The 20,846-nt window shown below is 65.0% G+C and carries 16 protein-coding genes; 4 read left to right on the top strand and 12 right to left on the bottom strand.

Going from position 1 to position 20,846, the window contains the following annotated elements; genetic code table 11:
- Positions 1–22: 22 nt before the first annotated feature.
- The 4 genes from JQ591_RS19060 to JQ591_RS19045 all read right to left on the bottom strand — a co-directional run bounded on the left by JQ591_RS19060 (position 23) and on the right by JQ591_RS19045 (position 3,929).
- On the bottom strand, positions 23–871 hold the full coding sequence (locus JQ591_RS19060; RefSeq protein WP_211397540.1) for an enoyl-CoA hydratase/isomerase family protein: 849 nt from the start codon (positions 869–871) through the stop codon (positions 23–25).
- A 62-nt stretch (positions 872–933) separates the two neighbouring features.
- Complete coding sequence (locus JQ591_RS19055; protein WP_211397539.1) at positions 934–2,247, bottom strand: epoxide hydrolase family protein; 1,314 nt, start codon at positions 2,245–2,247, stop codon at positions 934–936.
- A gap of 263 nt (positions 2,248–2,510) precedes the next feature.
- Positions 2,511–3,224, bottom strand: a complete 714-nt coding sequence (locus JQ591_RS19050; protein ID WP_211397538.1) for a VOC family protein — start codon at positions 3,222–3,224, stop codon at positions 2,511–2,513.
- Between the two features lie 33 nt (positions 3,225–3,257).
- Positions 3,258–3,929, bottom strand: coding sequence for a sensor histidine kinase (locus JQ591_RS19045; RefSeq protein WP_211397537.1), 672 nt, complete (start codon positions 3,927–3,929; stop codon positions 3,258–3,260).
- 334 nt (positions 3,930–4,263) lie between these two features.
- On the opposite strand from JQ591_RS19045, the gene JQ591_RS19040 reads away from it, so the two are divergent.
- Together JQ591_RS19040 and JQ591_RS19035 are read left to right on the top strand one after the other, a co-directional pair.
- Positions 4,264–7,107, top strand: a complete 2,844-nt coding sequence (locus JQ591_RS19040) for an ATP-binding protein (RefSeq protein WP_211397536.1) — start codon at positions 4,264–4,266, stop codon at positions 7,105–7,107.
- 118 nt (positions 7,108–7,225) lie between these two features.
- Positions 7,226–7,933, top strand: coding sequence for a hypothetical protein (locus tag JQ591_RS19035; RefSeq protein WP_211397535.1), 708 nt, complete (start codon positions 7,226–7,228; stop codon positions 7,931–7,933).
- 31 nt (positions 7,934–7,964) lie between these two features.
- On the opposite strand, the gene JQ591_RS19030 is transcribed toward JQ591_RS19035, so the two are convergent.
- Positions 7,965–10,847 carry an ATP-binding protein gene (locus JQ591_RS19030; protein WP_211397534.1) on the bottom strand — a complete coding sequence of 961 codons (2,883 nt, stop codon included), beginning with the start codon at positions 10,845–10,847 and terminating at the stop codon, positions 7,965–7,967.
- A 354-nt stretch (positions 10,848–11,201) separates the two neighbouring features.
- Between JQ591_RS19030 and JQ591_RS19025 the strand changes: the two genes are divergently transcribed.
- Complete coding sequence (locus JQ591_RS19025) at positions 11,202–12,185, top strand: helix-turn-helix domain-containing protein (protein WP_211397533.1); 984 nt, start codon at positions 11,202–11,204, stop codon at positions 12,183–12,185.
- An 80-nt stretch (positions 12,186–12,265) separates the two neighbouring features.
- Here JQ591_RS19025 and JQ591_RS19020 read toward each other — a convergent pair whose 3' ends face one another.
- Complete coding sequence (locus tag JQ591_RS19020; protein ID WP_211397532.1) at positions 12,266–14,587, bottom strand: molybdopterin guanine dinucleotide-containing S/N-oxide reductase; 2,322 nt, start codon at positions 14,585–14,587, stop codon at positions 12,266–12,268.
- 331 nt (positions 14,588–14,918) lie between these two features.
- Between JQ591_RS19020 and JQ591_RS19015 the strand changes: the two genes are divergently transcribed.
- Positions 14,919–15,269 carry a RidA family protein gene (locus tag JQ591_RS19015; protein ID WP_211397531.1) on the top strand — a complete coding sequence of 117 codons (351 nt, stop codon included), beginning with the start codon at positions 14,919–14,921 and terminating at the stop codon, positions 15,267–15,269.
- A gap of 109 nt (positions 15,270–15,378) precedes the next feature.
- Here JQ591_RS19015 and JQ591_RS19010 read toward each other — a convergent pair whose 3' ends face one another.
- From JQ591_RS19010 to JQ591_RS18985, 6 genes are all read right to left on the bottom strand, one after another.
- Positions 15,379–15,966, bottom strand: coding sequence for a DUF2478 domain-containing protein (locus tag JQ591_RS19010; protein ID WP_211397530.1), 588 nt, complete (start codon positions 15,964–15,966; stop codon positions 15,379–15,381).
- 141 nt (positions 15,967–16,107) lie between these two features.
- Positions 16,108–16,995, bottom strand: a complete 888-nt coding sequence (locus JQ591_RS19005; protein WP_211397529.1) for a copper chaperone PCu(A)C — start codon at positions 16,993–16,995, stop codon at positions 16,108–16,110.
- 78 nt (positions 16,996–17,073) lie between these two features.
- Entirely contained in the window at positions 17,074–18,501 is a 1,428-nt protein-coding gene (gene ccoG, locus JQ591_RS19000) for a cytochrome c oxidase accessory protein CcoG (protein WP_211397528.1), read from the bottom strand.
- An 8-nt stretch (positions 18,502–18,509) separates the two neighbouring features.
- Positions 18,510–18,824, bottom strand: coding sequence for a metal-sulfur cluster assembly factor (locus JQ591_RS18995; RefSeq protein ID WP_211397527.1), 315 nt, complete (start codon positions 18,822–18,824; stop codon positions 18,510–18,512).
- Complete coding sequence (locus JQ591_RS18990) at positions 18,821–19,330, bottom strand: DUF2249 domain-containing protein (protein ID WP_211397526.1); 510 nt, start codon at positions 19,328–19,330, stop codon at positions 18,821–18,823. The genes JQ591_RS18995 and JQ591_RS18990 overlap by 4 nt, the downstream gene beginning before the upstream one ends.
- 23 nt (positions 19,331–19,353) lie before the next feature.
- Positions 19,354–20,661: a hypothetical protein gene (locus JQ591_RS18985; protein WP_249137248.1), complete on the bottom strand. Its 1,308-nt coding sequence runs from the start codon at positions 20,659–20,661 to the stop codon at positions 19,354–19,356.
- Positions 20,662–20,846: the final 185 nt, after the last annotated feature.

Raw genomic sequence — 20,846 nt, 5'->3', positions numbered from 1 at the left:
ATCCACTTCGCTCGAAAACGCTTTAGCTGCCGATCTGTCCGACGTGGAAGCCCAGCCGGTTCTCGACGTCACCGGCGCGGTGGAAGCCACGCGACATCAACGCCTTGATGCGGCTCTGGCTCGCGGGGCGGCTGAGCGAGGCCAGGAACGCGTCCCATTCCGGCTTGATCTCGACATCCGGCGGCAGGCTCGCGACGTCGACGAGGCGCTTGGTCTCGGCAATCGCCTCCTTGTCGAAGGACGCGATGCGCATGGCCAGCGCCTCGACGAAGCCGTCGAGCTCGGCATCCGGCAACGACCGGTTCACATAGCCGTAACGTTCGGCGAGATCGCCGTGGATGTCGTCGGCGCCGAGCAGAACTTCGAGCGCGCGGCCGCGTCCCATCAGGCGCGGCAACCGCGCCATCGGCCCGCCGCCGGGCACCAGGCCCGCACCGACTTCCCATTGCGACAGGATCGCCTTTTCGCGGCTGGCAAAGCGCATGTCGCTCGCGAGCGCCAGCTCGCTGCCGACGCCGGTCGCGCGGCCCCTGATCGAGGCGATGGACACGACCGGCGCGCGGCTGAGACGCACCAGCATGTCGGGCAGCGCCTGAAGGCCGGTCGGCCCGGGCGGGATACGAAGCGAATCCTCCAGCGGCGCGAGGAAGTCGTAATGCGTGATGAAGAAGCCTTCGACGGCACTGTCGAACACCACGACCTTCACCTGCGGATCGGTTTCGATCGCCGTGACGACGTCGTCGAGAAGCGGAAGCTGCTTGGGGCCGAAGATGTTGACCGGGGGCATGTCGAAGGTGACGCGCCAGTACGACGGCAGGCGGCGCTCGAGGCGGATCTCGTCGGTCGTGAAAGTGCGTTCGGGACGGTTCATGATTGGATTCCTGGTCTGTGGGGGAAGAGGGGAACGCGCGGAAGCGCGCGTTCCTGCGGGTCTCAGATCGACTGACGCAGCGGTCGGAACGCGGTGCGCATTTCCGCGCAGAACGACGCGGGCTGCTCCCAGGCCGCGAAATGGCCGCCCTTGTCGAGGCGGTTGTAGTGCATCAGCTTCGGATAGGCTTTCTCGGTCCAGCTGCGCGGCGCGGCGTAGATCTCATCCGGGAAGACGCTGACGGCGACCGGGATCTTGATGTGCTTGGGCTCGAAGAACACCAGCTTGTTCTCCCAGTACAGCCGCGCCGACGACACCGCGGTGTTGGTGAGCCAGTAGAGCGTGATGTTGTCGATCACGTCGTCCCGCGACAGCCCTTCCGTCTTGCCGTCGAACACCCGCGCGATCATCGCTGTACTGCGCGCATCATGGTCGAGCATCCAGGACGCAAGGCCCGCCGGCGAATCCACGAGGCCATAGAGCGTCTGCGGCCGGTTCGACATCTCGATCGCGTAGCCGAGACCGTGCTTGTAGAAATCGTCGAGCTGATCGTAGGCAGAGCGCTCGTCGGCCGAAAGGTTCGACGGCCGCGACCCACCGGGCTGAAGCGCCTTGGCGATGTCATCCGGAACGGTGGCGGGCATGTTGGTGTGGATGCCGAGCAGTTCCGGCGGCGCGATCACCGCCATCTGCTCCGTCACGGCATTGCCCCAATCGCCGCCTTGCGCGACGTAGCGGCTATAGCCAAGACGTTTCATCAGCACGATCCAGGCACGCGCGACGCGCTGGGGGTCCCAGCCCAATTCCGTCGGCTTGCCGGAGAAGCCGTAGCCGGGGAGCGAGGGGATCACGAGATCGAAGGCATCCGCCGCCTTCGCGTCATGTGCGGCGGGGTCGGTGAGCGGGCCGACGATCTTCATCTGCTCGATGATCGAACCGGGCCAGCCGTGCGTGACGATCATCGGCAAGGCATTCTCGTGCCTGGAGCGGACGTGAATGAAGTGGATGTCGACGCCGTCGATCTCGGTGACGAATTGCGGCAAGGCATTCAGCCGCGCCTCCATCTTGCGCCAGTCATAGTCGTTCTGCCAGTAGCTAACGAGCTGCTGCAGCGTCGTCAGCTGCACGCCCTGCGATTGATCGGCAACGATCTCACGATCCGGCCAGCGCGTCGCCGCGAGACGGCGGCGGAGATCAAGCAGATCCTCCTCGGGCACGCTGACGTGGAACGGACGAATCGCCCCGCTCACGCCGGCCTTCGCGGAATGTAGCGGCAGCAGGCTCGATACGCTGGCGGCGACCGCGGTCATCGCGGCCTGGCTCAACAGTTGACGGCGATCTGGATTGAGAATGTCGGTGCGTGCTTGCGTAGTCATGTTCGATCTCCCTGACTTTGGTCGGTGACGCTGACCGAATTCGAAATCAACGCGTCGGTTCGTCATGCAGAGAGATTGGCGCAGGCCCTGACAATTTGCTCGTTATGGGTTGTTAGACCGCGTTAGCCGTTGCGAGCCGCGCGACACCGAGGAGAGCGACCAGTAACCCGCGATGCAGCCGCCAAAACAATACGGCGCGCGATGAGCTCAGTCATCACGCGCCGTGCCGGCTTGGATCAGTCGAAGAATCCGTGCTGTCCAACTCAGGATGGCAGCGGCTGGCCCGCCTGCTCGCGGACGATATGATCGGCGTACCAATCGGCCCAGTTCTCGTCGTGCCCGCCGGTCCGCTTTTCGTGCTCGCCATGCGCTGCCGCCGCGCGACGCAATGCCGCCGCCAGTGCAGCCTGCGAAGCGAATGTCGTGCCGTCGCCCGCGATCCGTCCCGGCAGTCGCGTGGTGACCTCCTGGAACAGCCAGCCATTGCCGTCGGGATCGCTGAACGAGGCAAACGAGCTGTAGCTGCCGCGCTTCGGGTCAGCACCGTTGACCCGAAGGCTGCCGGACAGATACGGCTCGTCGGTTCCGGCGTGAACATCGCCGGCACCGTGGAACGGAGCGCTGACCTCGATGCCGCGATCGAGGAGATCCTTTCGCGCCGCCTCCAGATCGGAGACGATCAGGTACAGGCCTCGCACCGAGCCGGGTGCGGCCACCGTCACGTTCCTGCCGAAGATCACCGAGCAGGCCGAGCCCGGCGGCGTGAACTGGATCACGCGCCAATCATCGCCGGAGGCAAAATCGGCGTCCAGTCGCCAACCGAGACGCGCGTAGAAGGCCTTGGCGCGATCGACATCTGACACGGGGATCACGATCACCTCGAGCCTCTGATCAACGCCACGCGATGTCGAAGGCTTGTTCGCAGACTTGATGGCAGGCTTGGCCGCGGCGTCGCGGTCGATTTCGGTAGTGGCCATGTCGAACTCCCTGGGTTGGATCTAAGACGAGCTTCAAGCAGCTGCGATCGGCATCACGATAGTTACGCGTGTGCCGCCCTCTCCCGCCTCGCCGTGCAGCCGGGCGCGAATGCTGCGCGCGAGTCCTTCGAGAATCCGGCTGCCGGTGCCCTGAAGCGGCGCGGTCGCGCCGATCCCGTTGTCGGCCACCGTGCAGAACCAGGCTCCGTCGCGGATGACCATGTCGATGCGGATCAGTGCATCATTCCTGTTCGGGAAGGCATGCTTGGCCGCATTCGTGGCCAGCTCCGTCAGCATCAGCGCGAGCCGATGGCATTGCGATGACGGCAGCGTGCCGCCTTCAATAGCGGCCTCGCAGCGGATGCCCGCCGGCTCCAGCACGGCCTCGGAAATCGCTCCGCACAGGTTTTCGAAGAAGGCCGCGACCGGGATCGCCGTATGCTCACCATTGTCGGACAAGAGTTGATAGAGCCTGCCGAAGGCGACGATGCGCCGCTCGAGCCGGTCCGCGGCAAGCGACACATCCCGGGTGCCTGACCGGGTGAAATCGCGGCGGACTGACGCACCCAGTATCGTCAGCGTGTTCTTCATCCGATGGTGGGATTCCCGCAGCACCAGTTCCCAATCACGCGACTGATCGTCAAGACTGGCCACAAATTGAGATTGAACGACATCGTCGTTCGGCCGAGCATTGATACCGGACATCGTAGCCTCCCCGTTGGAATTGGCGCCAAACTCGAAGCGGATACTGGATGCAGTTCGCGTGCATTGCTCGTTAGACGTTGCAAGTTTTTGTTATGATGGCGGTGCGACGACCGGACTCCGAACCGTCAGCTCGGCGGTCGAGCACGCTGCCGGGTTGTCCCGATCGCTTCGCAAGATGCTCGCGTTTGAGCAAAATTTGCGACGGACCGTCGCGCGCAACCGGCCAATTGCCGGCGCCGCCACGCGATTTCGCCACTTTCAACCAGTTTACTCAGAGTGCCCTTCTGCTAGACCAGAGTGCAGAGTTCAGCCCTTTCACTGGAATCATTGGCCCGTGCCGGACACTAACGACCAGGATTCGGCCATTGCTTTCGGGCCGTTCCGGCTGTTCGCAAAGACGCGGCTGCTCGAGAAGGACGGCGCCCCGGTTCACCTCGGCGGCCGTGCGCTCGACATCCTCGTTTTTCTTGCCGAACGCGCCGGCGAGGTCGTGGACAAGCGTGAGCTGATCCGGAGGATCTGGGCCGACGTGAATGTGGACGAAGGCAGCCTCCGCTTTCACATCACGACGCTGCGCAAGGCTCTGGGCGATCCGGGCGAAGGCTCCCGCTACGTCGTCAACGTCCCCGGACGGGGTTATTGCTTCACGGCCCCGCTGCTCCGGGCTGCCCCTTCGGAGAACCAAGCCAGCCTGCCCGCGGCTTCGCCCCGCTCGCTGCCCTCGCCACTCGCGAAAATGATCGGGCGGGACGATGCGGTCGAGAGAATTTCCGCCGAGCTTGCGCAGCATCGCTTCGTCACGATCGTCGGCCCCGGCGGGATCGGCAAGACCTCGGTCGCACTGGCCGTGGCGCATGGCGAGCTCCAGGGCTTCGACGGCCAGGTGTGTTTTGTCGATTTCGGCGCACTGAGGGAGGCCCGGCTCGTTCCGGGAACGATTGCGGCTGCGCTGGGCCTGACCGTCAATTCCGACGACCCGATGCCCGGGTTGCTGACGTTCCTGCGCAGCCGGCGGATGCTGCTGGTGTTCGACAGTTGCGAGCACATCCTCGACGATCTCGCCCCGCTGGCCGAGCGCATCGTCCGGGAAGCGGGCGAGCTGCACATTCTCGCCACCAGCCGCGAATCCTTCCGTGCCGAGGGTGAGCGCGTTCATCGGCTGTTTCCGCTGGATTGCCCGCCAGAGCGCGAGGGGCTCAGTATCGCCGACATCCTTGCCTATCCCGCAAGCCAGCTCTTCGTGGAACGCATTGCAGAGAGCCTAAGCGAATTCGAGCTCAGCGAGGAGGATGCGCCGCTCGTCGCCGAGATCTGCCGGCGGCTGGACGGCATCGCGCTCGCGATCGAGCTCGCGGCCGGGCGTGTCAACGCCTACGGCATTGCCGGGACCGCCTCGCTGCTCGACAGCCGCTTCTCGCTGCTGTGGCGCGGGCGGCGCACCGCTGTCCCACGGCACCAGACCCTCAGCGCGGCGCTGGCCTGGAGCTACGATTTGCTGCCGGCAGCCGAAAGCGCAACGCTACGCGGATTGTCGGTGTTCGTCGGGCCGTTCACCCTGGAAGCCGCGCTTGCGGTCGCCTCCTGTCAGGGCATCGGCGAGCCGGAAGCCGTCGAGGCGATTTCGAATCTGCTCTCCAAATCGCTGATCGCGACTTCCCCTGCGGAGCGGCGGCTGCGCTATCGCCTGCTGGATACGACGCGTGCCTTCGTCGCGGACAAGCTCGTCGAGAACGGCGAAGCTGACCGCGCCGCGCGCGCCCACGCCGAATATTTCCGCGACTTCCTGCGCGACATCGCCGTCAAATCCACGGGCATGCAGACGGCCGGCGGCTTTCTTCCCTATGCCGATCACCTGCCCAATGTCCGGGCCGCGCTGAGCTGGAGCTTTTCGGACGGCGGTGACCGGACGATCGGCGTGGATCTGGCGGCATCGGCGGCCCAGTTCTTCCTCGAGCTGACATTGCTGACGGAATGCTACCGCTGGACCCAGCAGGCGCTGGCGTCCCCCGACGCGAGCGCGGTGGATGGCCGCCATGAAATGATTTTGCAGGCCGCGCTCGGCGTGTCCGCGATGTTCACGCAGGGCAATACCGAAGCGGTCCGCTCGGCATTCACGCGCAGTCTCCAGCTCGCCCGGGAGCTCCAGGATTTGCACTGGCAGCTCTGGCTGCTGCGCGGATTACACATCTACCTCACCAGGGTCGGAGATTTTCACGGAGCCCTCGGAACCGGCGAACAGGGCGAGAGCGTCGCACGGAAACTGAACGATCCCGCCAGCACGCTGAACGTCGAATGGATGCTTGGTGTCGCCCATCATTTGATCGGCAATCAGGACAAGGCGGTGCAGTTCTGCGAGAGCGCGATGGTGCATAATCCCGGCTCGCAGCGGCTGAATATCGGGCATCTCGGCTATGACGACCGCATCGTCGCACTGGTGGCGCTGGCACGCGGGCTTTGGCTCACCGGCCGGCCCGATCGTGCGATCGAGGCGTCCCGATACACCGTTCGCGAGGCCGAGCTGCTCGAACAGCCGCTCACTCTCGGTATTTCCCTGATCTGGACCATCTACGTGTTCCTGTGGGTCGGCGACTGGGCCAATGCGGAAATCCTGATCGAGCGGCTGATCGACCATTCCGCGCGGCACTTCCTCGGACCCTATCATGCGGTCGGCATCGGCCAGAAGGGAGAGCTGCTGCTTCGCCGCGGCGACATCGCCGCCGGCATCGAGCACCTCCGTCGTAGCCAGGCCACGCTGTACGCGACGCGACACCGGATCATGACGACGGTGTTTGCGACCGCGCTCGCGGAGGGTCTCGCGGCGCAGAACCAGGCCGACGAAGCCTTGCAGACGATCAACGATGCCATCGCAGAGATCCCCGATCATGGCGAATCCTTCGACATGCCCGAGATGCTCAGGGTCAAGGGCGACATCCTCGCCCGGTCGGGCAATGCCGCGGAGGCCGAAAGCTGCTTCCGGGAATCGCTCGATCTGTCACGCCGCCAATGCGCGCTCGGCTGGGAGCTCCGGGGGGCCATCAGTCTCGGCCGGGTCTGGCGCCGGGCCGGAAGAGCCGGAGACGCACGCGCCCTGCTCGCCCCGCTCGTCGCGCGGTATCAGGAAGGCCTCCAGACCCGTGATCTCGTCGCCGCCAGGGAGCTTCTTGCGGCGCTGAATTGAGAGTATCTTCAACGGGATACGGCAAGAATATCCGCTCGCAACTCCTAACAACTTCTAACATGCCAAGCCGCATCCGCCCCGCCATGGTGGTGGCACTTCATGGTGGATATGGCGGGACATGGCGCTTCTTGACGATGTAATCGATGCCAGCGGCGGAATGGCCCGCTGGAATAGCTTGAGCCGGTTCACGCTTCACCTCTCCGTCGCCGGAACGCTGTTCTCCAGCGCCGGACATGCCAGCGAATTCAAGGACGTGACGGCGGAGGGCTCGACCCGCACCCAGTCGGTCCGCTTCACCGGCATCACCGGAGGCGAACACTCCGGCTCGTTTCAGCCGGACGCGATCACGATCGAAAGCCTCGAGGGCGAGGTGCTGCGGACCTGGCGCAATCCGAGCCTTGCGTTCACCGAGGCCGGTTCGCCCGCGCTCGCGGACGAACTGCACCTCGTCTTCTTCTGCGGCGTCGCGATCTGGAATTATCTGACCAATCCATTCCTGCTCGCCCATCCCGACGTGGTGGTGGAGGAACTACCACCGTGGCAGGAAAACACGGAGTCATGGCGGCGCCTGCGGGCGCAGTTCCCGCCGAGCCTGATCACGCTCGCGCCCGAGCAGATCTTCTATTTCGACGAGAACGCGTTGCAGCGGCGGGCCGATCACGATCTGTTCGGGATGAAAGTCGCGCATTACTCCTGGGCCCATGACAGCTTCGGCGGCATTGTTGTGCCGACGCTCCGACGCGCGCAGGCGCTGCGGCCCGACGGAACCGTGGTCGCCAAGCCCGTGCTGATGGACGTCGAGATTTTCGACGCCGTCTTCGAGTAGCGGCACGCGCGAAAAATTCGCTTCGACTTGGTCAGGCCGCCGGCTCGTTCAGCATGCGCCGTGCCGCACTGAGATCGGCGGTCTCGAACCCTTCCGAGAAGCGGGCATAGGTTTTGGCGAGCTGTTCGAGAGGATTTTGCACACGCTGCAGGATTCGAAGCCGCGCCAGCGACATCTCGGCTCGCAGCCGCCAGGACAATGCGCCCTGCTGTTCGGCGAGCGAGATCGAGGCGACAAGATCGGCCTCGGCCGCGTCGAGATTGCCGCCATAAACTTCGAACTCTCCCCGCAGACGGAGCAGCTCGGGCATGTCGAAGGCGCCGCCTTCCTGCTCGACCCGCACAATGGTTTCGTGAAGAATCCGAATGCCTTCCGTCAATCGTCCCAAGGTGACCAAGCCCCGAGACAGATCCGCGGCGAACGCCGAGGCATAGAGTTCGTAGCGATCGGCGTGCAGGCGTGGAAGCGCGCTTCGCAACAGGTCGACGCCATCGGCGACCTCGCCCCGAGCGATCATGCTCTGCGCCCGAAAACCCGTCGCGACGGCTTCGTAGGGCACGAGTCCGTGCATGCTCGCATGCGCGGCCAGGCGATCGGTCATGGCCTCGACCGACGGCCAGTCGCCAACCCAGCCGAACACCGAAGCGGACCAGCATAGTGCGATACAATGCATGACCACGTCGTGCGGCGCTGAAGCGCCGACCAGCGGCCGGACGCATTCAAGCGCACGATCGGGAAAGCCGCGCAGCCATAGCACGCGCGCGAGCGGGATCTGCGGCGTGCGTGAATAGGCGAAATGTCCGGGTTGCGTTCCGCGTAGCGCAGCGTCGTCGCGTAGGCCGTGGTCGAGATGGACTTGCGCCTCGGCCTGGTCTCCGGCGAGGTGATATGACACGCCGAGCAGCGATTTGCTCCCGGCGATACCGGCGGTATCGCCGATCACGCGGGCAATCCGCTCGGCGTGAAGCGCAGTCGGCACCAGATGCCGATAGCGACCGGTCCGGCGGTAGAACATGTTGAGCCGGGACAGCAGCCTGAATGTGTTGGCGTGATCGGGAAGCGCTTCCGCTATCTCCAGCCCGCGCCTGAGCGCCGCTTCCGCCTGCTCGCTGTTGCGCTCGGTGAACATGAAGGCGTGACCGAGCGTCGACTGAAGCTCAAGCTCCCATCTGCCGCCCCGATCGGCCTCGTCGAGCATTGCGAGTGCCCGACCGGACCAGATGCGCGCCTCGTTCAGCAAATTGAGTTCGACGAACAGCCTTGTGCAGCTGCCGGCGAGCGGCACACGCAAGCCGGCGCCGTCGTCGTTGGCATAACTCCATTGCAGCGCAGCGCGGGCATCGGCGAGCAGGATCGTGCGCTCCTGCAAACGTGAGGCATGATCGCTGCCCTCCTTATCCCTCATGCCCGCTTCGAGCGTGCATTGAACATATAGAGCGTGACGGCGCGCGATCTCTGCCAGTTGTCCGTTGTCGGCCAGTTTCTGCAGGGCATAGGCGCGCGTTGCATCGAGCAGGCGATAGCGTCGCGATGCGCCGTCCGGCTGGGCGGAAACCAGCGACTTCGCCACAAGTTGCTCCAGCGCCTCGACGACGCGATCCTCCGGCATCTCCTCCCCGGCCGCCACCGTTATCGCGCCCTTCAACGTGAAGTGACCTGCGAAGACGGCGAGGCGCTGAAATACGATCCGCTCGCCCTCGCCGATCAGACCGAAACTCCAGTCGAGCGTGGCGCCGAGCGTCTGCTGCCGCGGCGGCGCCGTTCGCCGCCCGCGCCATTCGAGCTGCAGCCGGTTGTCGAGCAGCGCCGCCATCTCGCGCAGGCCATACAGACCGACACGTGCGGCAGCCAGCTCGATCGCGAGCGCGATGCCATCGAGCTTGCCGCAAATCCGGGCCAGGACCTCGGCATCCTCGTCGGTGATGTCGTCGCGATGCCCTGCGGCGACGGCGCGATCGACGAACAGGCGCACCGCAGGATAAGCCAGCACCTCGCCGGCACTGAGGCGGGTGCCCTGCGGCGGCCCAGGGAGCGAAACGAGCTCGAAAATCTGCTCGCCTTCCACCAGCAGCGACTCGCGGCTGGTTGCGAGGATGACGATGCCGGGCGCCTCCCGGTAGATGTTTTCCGCAAGACGTGCGACCTCCTCGATGACGTGCTCGCAGCTGTCGAGAACGAGAAGAAGCCGCCGGCCACGCAGGAAATTGACGATGCTGCCCGAGGGATCATCGTGGTGCACGACGAGGCCCAACGCGGCGGCAACCGTGCTCGCGACCAGGGCCGCGTCCTTCAGCGGGCCGAATTCGAGGAAATGGACGTTGCCGTCGAAGCTATCGCACATCTCATGCGCGAGCGCGGTCGCAACGGTGGTCTTGCCGATGCCGCCCGGCCCTCGCAGCGTGACGAAGCGATCGCGGAGCAAGCGTGCCGCCAACTCGGCCACAGCGTCCTCCCGCCCGACCATCCGGTCCAGTCGACGCGGCAGCGACGGTGGCGGCGCTGCCCTTTCAGGCGAACCCGACGCCAGCGCAGCCGCCTCCGCGCGCCCGCCACGTCGCACGGGTGCGACAAAGCAATAGCCCCGGCCCGGGATGTTGGTGATGTAGCGGGGACCATCTCTTCCGTCGCCGAGCACCTTGCGCAGCTCCGCGACATGGACGCGCAGACTGATCTCCTCGACGGAGAGTCCGGACCACGCATAGCCGAGAATTTCGTCCTTCGGGACCACTTCGCCGGCGCGACTGACGAGCAGGCGCAAAATATCCATCGCGCGGCTGCCGAGCCTGACCGGCAAGCCATCCTTCTCCAGCAGCCGCGACCGAAGCGAGAACGGCCCGAACGCGACGGCATCGAAATCCAGGATCGTCGCGGCGCCGCTGCCGCGGGGGCCATGTCCTGCCGAGGGCTCGGTCACTTCTGACTCATCCTGACGGCCGCTCCATCGAAATGCGGCGCGACTATACCCGGCACCGATGCGAGGTCCAGCGAGGGCAACGCACGGAACTCACACCGCCGTATTGATCTCCACGCGATGTCCTGCGCTCTCCTGAGTCGGGTCGGGGATGCGCAAATATCTGATAAATTGTGCAAAAACGACGCTTCCTGAGACGGGATGTCGCACCTGATGCGCTCCCACAAAAACTAACACATCCTAATCACCCCTAACGAGCTTGCAGGTCAGCTCACCCCTATCCTCTCACCATGGAAAACGTGGGCTTTGCGCGTTTGCTGGTTGCAAACAGCGGAGAAAGCCCGGAGAGGACGAGCGATGTTGACCAATTTGCAGGCAGGTGATGCCTGGATTGATTTTCCGGCCGGCTCGCGGGATTGCGAGATCCCCCAAGCAACCCAGGCGATCATTCGGGAGCGTCAATGGCGTCAGATCGATCCGCGCACGGGGGCGGCCGCCGAGGACATCTCGATCTCGCGATGGGAAGAGGCGCGGAGCACCTCGTCGCACGAAGCGACGACGCCTGAGGATCGCTATTTCGTCGGCATCGCCCTGAAGACCACGCGCGCGAAACTCACCCGGGATCGCCAGGTCATTTTCGACGGTACCATGCCTGCTGGCACGCTGTATCTCACCGCGCCGTCGAAGCCCCTCGCCGCGCAATTCCAGTCGCCATGCGCCTTCCTGCACTTTCACATCTCCGCGGATCATTTTCCGGAGCAATCTTCCGCGACCGAAGGACTGAACGATCTCGTCCTGTTGCGCGACCCGCTCGCAGCCGAGCTTGCGAAGGCGTTGATCGAACATGCCGACGCCGCGGACCACCAGTTTACGACCTGCATCGGCCAGACCCTTGCGATGCATCTCGCGCGCCTGGAATTGCCGCGCGCCAGGGTCAATGCCTTGCCGAAATGGCGGCTGCGGCGCGTCGAGCAATATGTCGCCGATCATTTCCACCGCTGCATCAGCCTGTCCGAGCTCGCCAACATCGCCGGCCTGTCCAGAATGCATTTCGCGGCGCAATTCCGCGTTGCGACCGGTTACCGGCCCCGCGAATATCTGCTCAATCACCGGATCGAGCAGGCCAAGACGTTGCTGGCGACCACCGAACGGCCGCTGGCGGAGATCGCGCTCGCCGTCGGCTTCAGCACGCAGGCGCATTTTTCGACGGTGTTCAAGCGCATCAGCGATCAATCCCCGGCACGCTGGCGCCTCGCCAGCAAGGGCGAACGGCGCGAGGTGCAAGCACTCCCGCCGCGTCGTCGTGCTGTAGAGAGGGACTGGATCAGCGCAGCCGCGTAAGCATCCGCTCGCGTCCTCATCCTCCCGGGCCTGCGAGCCACTCGGGGCCGTCCTGCACCCACACAGGACGGCCCTTTTTTCTACACCGGGTCGAACGCGCGGATCGGCGGCAGATTGCCGGTGAACTTCTCGACCTCAACCGTCGTGAGCTGACCGGTGCAGCCCTGCGCGAAGGACGAGGTGCCGATGTCGCGGGTCAGCACGTTCGGGTTGCCGTGCACGCAGAGCGGCGCGTCGTCTTCGGGGTCCATCGGGTCGTACCAGGCGCCGGTCGGGAGCTGGACCACGCCGGACGCGATACCGTCGGTGACGTGGACCGCGGCGAGACAGGCGCCGCGCGCGTTGAACAGCCGAATGATGTCGCCGTCCTTGATCCCGCGCGCGTCAGCGTCCCGTGGGTTCATGCGCGCGACCTCGCGACCGCGATGTTTGGCGGCGAGCGAATGCCCGCCGAAATCGAGCTGGCTGTGCAGACGCGTCACCGGCTGGTTGGCGACGAGGAAGCACGGCGCCCCCGGCTTGGGCATATCGGACTTCTCCAGCCAGACCGGATGGCCCGGACAATCCGTATCGCCATGGCCCGCGATCTTGGCAGAGAATATCTCGATGCGACCGCTTGGCGTCGGCAAAGCGTGATTGACGGGATCGTCGCGGAAGCGGCGCAGCCGGCCGCCGTCGTCGGGCTGCTGCGGCACGACCAGGCTGCCGCGCTGCCAGAAGTCCTCGAAGCTCGGCGCCTCCAAACCGCGCGCTTCGAGCGAGGCGCGGGTCGGCTCGTAAAGATGTTCCAGCCACTGACGTGACGTCCGCCCCTCGGTGAAGGGTTCGCGCGCGCCGAGACGGTCGGCGAGATCGGCAAAGATCTCGTAGTCGTCGCGCGCAAGGCCGAACGGCTCGGCGATCCGGTGCATCGCGACCATCAGGGGATCGTTGCTGGAATAGCCGATGTCTTCGCGCTCGAGCGTCATCGTCGAGGGCAGCACGATGTCGGCATGCCGGGCCGTGGCAGTCCATGCGAGCTCGTGCACCACCAGCGTGTCGACTTTCGCAAAGGCCTTGCGCAGGCGGTTGATGTCCTGGTGGTGATGGAAGGGATTGCCGCCGGCCCAGTAGACGAGGCGGATATCCGGATAAGTGCGCGTCTCGCCGTTGTAGCGATAGGTGCTGCCGGGATTGAGCAGCATGTCGGCGATGCGCGCCACCGGAATGAAATCGCGGACGGCGTTACGGCCCTGCCCCAGTGTCGGCCCCGGCACGTCGTTGACCCGGCGGCCGTAATAGCCGATCGCCCCAAGCGAATAGCCGTAGCCGCCGCCGGAGAGGCCGATCTGGCCGAGCGCTGCCGCCAGCACCATGCCCATCCACACCGGCTGCTCGCCATGCTCGGCGCGCTGGAGCGAATGAGAAACGGTAATGAGCGCACGCTTGCCGGCGAGGCGCCGCGCCAGCTTGCGGATCGTGTCCGCGTCGACGCCGCAGATCGCGGCGGCCCATTCAGCGTGCTTGGGTTGGCTGTCGCTCTCGCCGGTGAGATAGCGCAGGAAGACCGGCCATCCCTCGGTGTAGCGATCGAGGAAGGCCTGGTCGTGCAGGTTTTCCGCGACCAGCGTATGAACGATGCCGAGCATCAGCGCGGTGTCGGTGCCGGGCACGCAAGTCATCCATTCGGCGCCGGCCTCGACGGGCAGGTCTTCGCGCAGAGGGCTCATCAGGATGAACTCGCAGCCGCGGCGGCGCGCAGCTTGCATCGCGCCGCGCTCGACATGCTTGCTGATCGAGCCGCCTGCGACCATCGAGTTCTTCAGCGCCATGCCGCCGAATGCCAGCACGATGTCGGTATCAGCCGCGATCTGCTCCCAGGTCACGTTGCGCTTGGTGATGTCCTCGTAGCCGCAGAGGATCTGCGGCAGCAGCACCGAGGACGCACCGGAGGAATAGGAGTTCACCGAGCGCACATAGCCGCCCAAGGCGATGTTGAGGAAGCGATGCACCTGGCTTTGGGCGTGGTGAAAGCGGCCCGCGCTCGACCAGCCATAGGAGCCGCCGAACACCGCGCCGGGGCCGCGCGTGTCACGGATGCGTGCCAGCTCGTCGCCGAGCAGATCGAGCGCCTTCTCCCAGCTGACGGAAACGAATTCATCGCGGCCGCGGCGATCGTCGGGACCGGGACCGCGCTCGAGCCAGCCGCGGCGGATCGCCGGCTGGGTGATGCGTGCCTGGTGGCGCAGCGCGCCGGGAAAATTGTCGATGATGCCGTTCGGATCGGGATCGCCCGCATACGCCCTGACCTCGAGCCCGGCCTCGCCTTGACGCGCCGAGAACACGCCCCAATGCGAGGTGTGCGGCTTGAAGCCGTCGGACAGGTCGAGGCCGGGGTCGGGGAAGCCAATCGTATCGTCCATCGTCGCATTCCTTGTTCCGGTCGCGGCACGGTCGCGGCCGCACCGGTGTCAGTCGGGTGGGCAGTATAGCGATCCGCTCTTCGATGTCGTCGGGTTCAGGGCCGGCGAAAATGCCGGGCGCGCGTGCAAGGACAGCTTGGCGAACGTTCGAGGGAACAGACCGCCGTCGATTCCTCGATCAATTTATGCATTTGTTTTCAATGCTTTAATCGGCCACGCCAGCAGCCATGCGGACCATCTTTCGGCAACAATAGTTGCGATATCTCCTGCAACGACAGCGACATTGAAATGTGCGATATGCCGCCCATCCCACAGCAACATCGGTCTCATCATGATCAAGCGCGTCTTGCCCTACGAAGGTCTGCTCCACGAAGTGGTCGAGCATAATGGCGTGCTTTACATCGGTGGAATCGTCCCCGAGGACACGAGCCTCGATATGTCGGGCCAGGCAAACGACGTCCTCGGGCAGTTGGCGCAGCTGCTGAAGACCCTCGGATCCGATCTGACCAAGGTCTTGCAGGTGACCATCTACATGACCAGCCTCAAGGAGAAGGCAGAGTTCAATGCGGCCTGGAAGGCGCATTTTGCTGAGGCTCATCTGCCGGCGCGCGCCGCGATCGGCGTGGCCGATCTCGGTCCGGGCGTCAAACTCGAGATCACGGTCATCGCCGCTCGACAATAGCGGCACACCAAGGCCCGAATTCAGATGACCCTTCGGCTGCGCGCAGCTGCCGGCGCGGAATAGGCATTTGCCGTCCGTCGGCGGCGCTTCCGCTGATCCCGTCCGCCGGTTATCGTGAAGTCGTCCGCCGGACTTGCCGCAAGACTTGCCGCAAATCCTCCGACCACTTTTCGATCTCGCGCGAATCGGCAGACAGCTCCGCGGCGAGATCTCCCGCGAAACTTCGCCATGCCGGCAGGTTGCTCTGGGGCACGCCGATCACTACAGCGATGTTGCGGTCCATCGCGTTGGCGATCAGCTCGATCAACCCGCCCCCGTCGCACTCGGCTTTGCCGAATTTGTTGAGCACCAGCACGTCGGGTGAACTTTCGAGATTCCCTGCGATCCGAGCAGCGACATCCGCAAGCGCCGCCTCATCGAGCCGGCAGCCCCCGGCGCCAGCGCCCCGGTCCTCGAATATCGTCGTGCGACGGCCCGTGATCAGGTCCTCCAGCAGCACGTCGCACCGCCGTTCCGGCGCCGCGTCGACCACGTGCTGCAGGACACCCGCAAGCGACAATCCGCAACTGCGACAGGACGCAACGAGCGCCTCGAAAGCTTGCGCGGGATACTTGTCCTGCGGATAGACCAGCGCGGTCAGAAGCGGCAGGGACGGAGGCGAAGCCTCGGACTTGGCGGCGGAAAGTGTGGCAGACATTGCGGTTCACCTCAACGGACTGGCGTCTGTCGGATCAGACGACGGGCACTGGCTTGGGAGACGACCGAGACAAATGTCGAGCCATGACATCCGCCTCGGCGAATTGGCGTGGAGTTCGGTCAGACCTGCTCCGTGCGGCCCTCACTCAACGAGGATTGGAGCCGCGATATCGATCCGGTCATCCTTCTTCATGTCGATCCCGAGTGAAAGCGACCACTTTCCACGCGATGCCGCCGTCATGCGGACTCGCCACTTGTCCGCGGCGATCCGTTCGGCTGCGGCGGTGACGGGTGCGATATTCCTGTCGGGATTGGACAGCGTCACGGACAGCGCGTCGACCGTCAGCGGCTTCTCGTCGCCGTCCTCGAGCTGCACCAGAACCTCGACGGGGCCACTGCGGCCCGGCGTGACGGTCACGTCGGCCATCACCCGCGTTCCGCAGATATGCGTGAAGAAGGGTTCATCGATGGGAGCAGCCTTTGCCGCCGCCGCAGGCGCGACGGGCGACGATTCGTTCGACGCGATCTGCAATCTCGGCCCCTTGGCGCCGACGCTGCCCACCTCAAAAATCGTGTCGATCTTGCCGCTGTGCGCGAAATTCAGCGAGACCGCAATGCGCTGGCCCTCCTCGAACGGCGCGGTCAATCCAACGAACATGATGTGATCGCCGCCCGGAGCGAGCGTCACCGTCGCGTCCGCAGGGATCGCCAACCCGTCGTCGAGCGGACGCATCGTCATGATACCGTCCTGCATGGTCACCTGGTGGATCTCGAGCTTGGCTGCCGCCGGGCTCGATGCCGACAAAAGCCGGTCGGGCTGCGCACCATGGTTCTCGATGGTGAGGTAGCCGCCCGCAACCATCGCTCCCTTGGGAGTGGCGCGGCTCCAGGCCTGATTGACGGCGACATCGTGAGCGGTCGTCGGCGTGGAGCCAAGAAAGGCAAGCAGCGCGGCAGCGACGATCATGATCCTGGGGAGCCGGCAGAGCATGGCTAAGTCTCCAATCAAATCCGACACCAGCGCGAGCATTCGCCGGCATCTAGTCGGGATTATCTCAGATGCGCCGTGCTCGGTATTGCTGTAGCGCAAACGGGAACGAGCCAGCGGCTAGCGTCCGACAAACTTGTCCCTGGCCGAGAGAACCGTCGTGCCGGTCTCGTCCCGCGCGGTGAACACGACATCGCCCTGCCCAGGGTCCGCCGCCGTCAGCGTGACCCGCAGCGTCTCGGAAGCGTCTGGGGCGACCTCGATGAGCGTCATGCCATCGTTGCCGACGACAGCCATCTTCGCGTCAAGGCCGCTGACGGACAGCGTGTACGAATGCGGGGTAGACGACTTGTTGAGCAGCTTCACGGTATAGGCGTTTCGCGTGGATCCGTCGGACAACCTGACGGCGACGGGATCACGGTCGTGCTGGACCGAGAGCGTGGCGGTCGTCTTGGTCGCGAAGGCGACCATGATCGTACCTGCAAGAGCGACGCATGCCACCGTCAGGCCAATGGTCTTCGGTCGCAACAGGCGGTTGACGGGAGCCTGGTTCCGGCGGCCTCGTTCAATGTTCTGCCAGCTCTCGTAGTCGATCAATCCACGCGGGCGGCCGAGCTTCGACATCACGCTGTCGCAGGCATCGATGCAGAGCCCACAGTTGATGCAGGCGAAGTTCGGTCCCTCCCGAATGTCGATGCCGATCGGACAGACCGTGACGCACTGTCCACAATCGACGCAATCGCCCGCCGGCTGGCCCTGAAGCCGCAACTCGGCGGCCTTCTTCGCCGATGTCCGCTGCTCGCCCCGGTAGTCGCGGTAGTTGACGGTGAAGGCTTCCGGATCCCAGATCGCCCCCTGAAGGCGGGGCCACGGGCACATGAACGTGCAGACCTGCTCGCGCGCAAATCCCGCCAGGCCGTAGGTCGTACCCGTGAAGACGACGATCCAAGTGAGCGCGTTGGCCGAGACGTCGCCGGAAGCGAAGCCGCGCAGCAGATCAGGCGCGTCGGTGACATAGAAGATGAGCGTTCCGCCGGTTGCCAGCGCGATCAGCAACCAGGCCGCATGCTTTGCAACGATCTCGGCTGCCCGCCTGATCGTCAATGGCTCACCAATGTTCTTCAAACGCTGGCGCCTGTCACCCTCGATCAACCTTTCGACAAGCAGGAACAGATCGGTCCAGACCGTCTGCGGGCAGGCAAAGCCACACCACAAACGTCCGGCCAGCGCGTTGGTCAGAATCAGGACGGTCGACGCGAGGATCAGAAGCCCGGTGACGAGGTAGAGGTCCTGTGGCCAGATCTCGACGAAGAAAGCGTAGAGCCGTCCATTGGCGAAGTCGAGCAGGACGGCCTGATCCGGCGCGTGAGGCCCGCGGTCCCAGCGGATGAACGGTGTGACGTAGTAGATCGACAGCGTCAGCAGCAGGATGCCCCACTTGATCCGCCGGATCGGTCCCTTGACGGCCTGCGGAACGACCGGCAGACCGGCTGCTGCCGCCGCCTTCGCCCGTGTCTTCGCATGATCGATCTCGACGGCAATCGCCATGCGACCTCCTAATTGACCGCGGCGAAGCCGAGCGAGGCGCGGATCGCCGGCTCGATGAGGGACGGCGTCCAGAGCGGATCGAACGTCATCGTCACCTCGACGGACTCGACGCCGGGAACGCGCGCGGCAGCGTTCTCCACGCCTTCCCTCAGGAACGACGTCGCCGGGCATCCCGGCGTGGTCGCGGTCATGGTGATGTGGACCGCGCCGTCACCGACCGAGATGTCATAGATGAAGCCGAGATCGACGATGTTCTCACCGAGTTCGGGATCGATCACGACGCGCAGCGCGTCGCGGATGCGGCCTTCAAGTTCGCCGGTCACGACGGAGCCCTCACCGTCAGCTCATAGGTCGCGCCGTCCGGCAAGAACCCGCCGAGCCAGCGAAATCCGCGCTTCTCGAGCTGCGGAAACAGGAAGACAGGTTCCCGCCGCAGCAGCGCCGACAACGTCTGGCCGGGGCCGAGCTGATCGGCGGCGGCCAGAATCCGGACCATCGGCTCCGGAGGATCGAGATCCCGGCTGTCGAGCTTGACGGCCGGTTCGGGCCAATTGCCGAACGGCGAAGCGGTGACCGCGACCGGTGCCTGTTCAGGCCCAGCTTCGACCGGCGTGAACAACACCTCCCACTCGCCGCCTTCGAGCTCCTGCTCGGAATGTGCAAATCCCTTGTTGGCCATGACCGAGAACAGCGGGATCGGCTTGAAGGTGGCGTAGAGGCGGAGTCCCTGCCCCGGCGCGAGGCTCGCGAGTGCGGACATGATGACCGAGAACGGCTCTTCGCCTGCGCGCAGGACCGGGCGGACGTCGACATCGATATATTCGGTCATCGTTGTTTCCTCTCGTTTTCCGTTCAGGCCCTTGCGAACAACAGATGCGGAGCGATCGCACCGCCCGGAAGACGCAGCGGGCTCGCAACGTCGGCAAGCCGCCGGATTCGGATCACCTCGCGGACGATCCCGACGACTCCCACGGTCATCGCCGCCGCGGCGGCCCGGAATAGATGCGGCTCGCCGGCCAGCAGCATCAGCGTCCCGGACCAGACGGCGGCGTAGTAGAGGACGAACCACTTCGTCGCTCTGCCCTCCGCGACGAGATCCTGCACGCGAGGCGTCGGTGTCCGTCCCATGACGGGTCCATAGGTCTCGAGCCAGGTCAGGAACGCGACGATCTTGTAGAGCTTGGCGAGGACCAGCCCCGACAACCAGCCAAAGACCGCGAGGAAGGCAAAGGCGCCGACATGCGCGGCAAACATGTCTGTCGCCGCGAGCGCAATTCCCAGCACGGCCATGGCCGCGAGGCCCACGAACGATAGCGTCGCCATCCGCATGTTGAGTTCGAGGTGCCGCCGCTTGCGGGCGCGAAAGATGCCGGCAATGTCCCGCCCGTACAGCCCTACGGATGCAAGACCGAAAACAGCGGCAATCGACAGCACGACGTTCAAGCCGGATGCGAGCCAGATCGCGAGACTCCCGCCCGCCACCGTCAGGCCGACGGCGAACGCGCCGGTTGCAAGCGTCATGCGGCTCTGCCGATCGTCCACGTCCGGCGCCAGCATGAACATGGCCAGCAGCCGATAGCTGACGCCCATGGCCGTCAAGGTCAGCCAACCGCCGAGACCGGCGATGGCATGCAGCGGGACGCCGGACGCCAAAATGAATCCGCCGACAGGTCCCGTCCAGCCCGCAAGAGCGAATGCGAAGATCGCGCCGAACACGAAGGTCGCGCAGAGCGAAGCCAGACCCGCCAGCACGAAACGGGCCGGCCCTGTCGGCCGGAGCGACGCGGTCAGGCCGAGATCGACCACGACCAGGCTGAAACCGGCGACGAGCAGGACGGCCCCAAGCGGAAGCAGCCAAAGTGCGGGCGGCAAGCGACCACCCAAGGACAGAAAGCCGGCGAGCAAGGAGATCAGTCCGGCACTCAAGAGGCCCAGGGCCGGGAGGGCCCAGTTCTCGGAAAACAGAGGCGCCGCGACAAGGACAGGCACGAACTGAAACAGCGCGCCGCACATCGCAAGGCTCAGCCACCCGATGCAGACCGCGTGCACCAGAACGAGCGTGTCGGACGAGGCGATACCAGCCGCGGGATAGCCGACGCCAGCCATCATCAGCACCAGCGCGACGAAGAGCCATGCGAGCGCCATCGCAAAATAGGTCATCGTCCATCGTGAGATGTTGTTACCGACCATCGTGGCCTCAGAACTTTCGTATCCGGCACGGCAGCGGGGTGTAGCCGAGCGCAGCGCCGAAGAGCACGACAGCCCGCACAAATCCGACGATCGACTGCGCAATGGTTCGCGCGGCACACACCTGGCAGAATGAGAGAGGCACCGCCCCTCGATCG

Source organism: Bradyrhizobium canariense (assembly GCF_018130465.1).
Taxonomy (GTDB): domain Bacteria; phylum Pseudomonadota; class Alphaproteobacteria; order Rhizobiales; family Xanthobacteraceae; genus Bradyrhizobium; species Bradyrhizobium canariense_C.
The sequence above is the reverse complement of the archived record's forward strand: the minus strand, read 5'-3'. Positions and strand labels throughout refer to the sequence as shown.

Excerpts from the sequence above, each read along its gene's own strand:
- JQ591_RS19060 (WP_211397540.1), bottom strand. The coding sequence starts at position 871 with ATGAACCGTCCCGAACGCACTTTCACGACCGACGAGATCCGCCTCGAG.
- JQ591_RS19055 (WP_211397539.1), bottom strand. The coding sequence starts at position 2,247 with ATGACTACGCAAGCACGCACCGACATTCTCAATCCAGATCGCCGTCAA.
- JQ591_RS19050 (WP_211397538.1), bottom strand. The coding sequence starts at position 3,224 with ATGGCCACTACCGAAATCGACCGCGACGCCGCGGCCAAGCCTGCCATC.
- JQ591_RS19045 (WP_211397537.1), bottom strand. The coding sequence starts at position 3,929 with ATGTCCGGTATCAATGCTCGGCCGAACGACGATGTCGTTCAATCTCAA.
- JQ591_RS19035 (WP_211397535.1), top strand. The coding sequence starts at position 7,226 with ATGGCGCTTCTTGACGATGTAATCGATGCCAGCGGCGGAATGGCCCGC.
- JQ591_RS19025 (WP_211397533.1), top strand. The coding sequence starts at position 11,202 with ATGTTGACCAATTTGCAGGCAGGTGATGCCTGGATTGATTTTCCGGCC.
- JQ591_RS19020 (WP_211397532.1), bottom strand. The coding sequence starts at position 14,587 with ATGGACGATACGATTGGCTTCCCCGACCCCGGCCTCGACCTGTCCGAC.
- JQ591_RS19015 (WP_211397531.1), top strand. The coding sequence starts at position 14,919 with ATGATCAAGCGCGTCTTGCCCTACGAAGGTCTGCTCCACGAAGTGGTC.
- JQ591_RS19010 (WP_211397530.1), bottom strand. The coding sequence starts at position 15,966 with ATGTCTGCCACACTTTCCGCCGCCAAGTCCGAGGCTTCGCCTCCGTCC.
- JQ591_RS19005 (WP_211397529.1), bottom strand. The coding sequence starts at position 16,995 with ATGCTCGCGCTGGTGTCGGATTTGATTGGAGACTTAGCCATGCTCTGC.
- ccoG (WP_211397528.1), bottom strand. The coding sequence starts at position 18,501 with ATGGCGATTGCCGTCGAGATCGATCATGCGAAGACACGGGCGAAGGCG.
- JQ591_RS18990 (WP_211397526.1), bottom strand. The coding sequence starts at position 19,330 with ATGACCGAATATATCGATGTCGACGTCCGCCCGGTCCTGCGCGCAGGC.
- JQ591_RS18985 (WP_249137248.1), bottom strand. The coding sequence starts at position 20,661 with ATGACCTATTTTGCGATGGCGCTCGCATGGCTCTTCGTCGCGCTGGTG.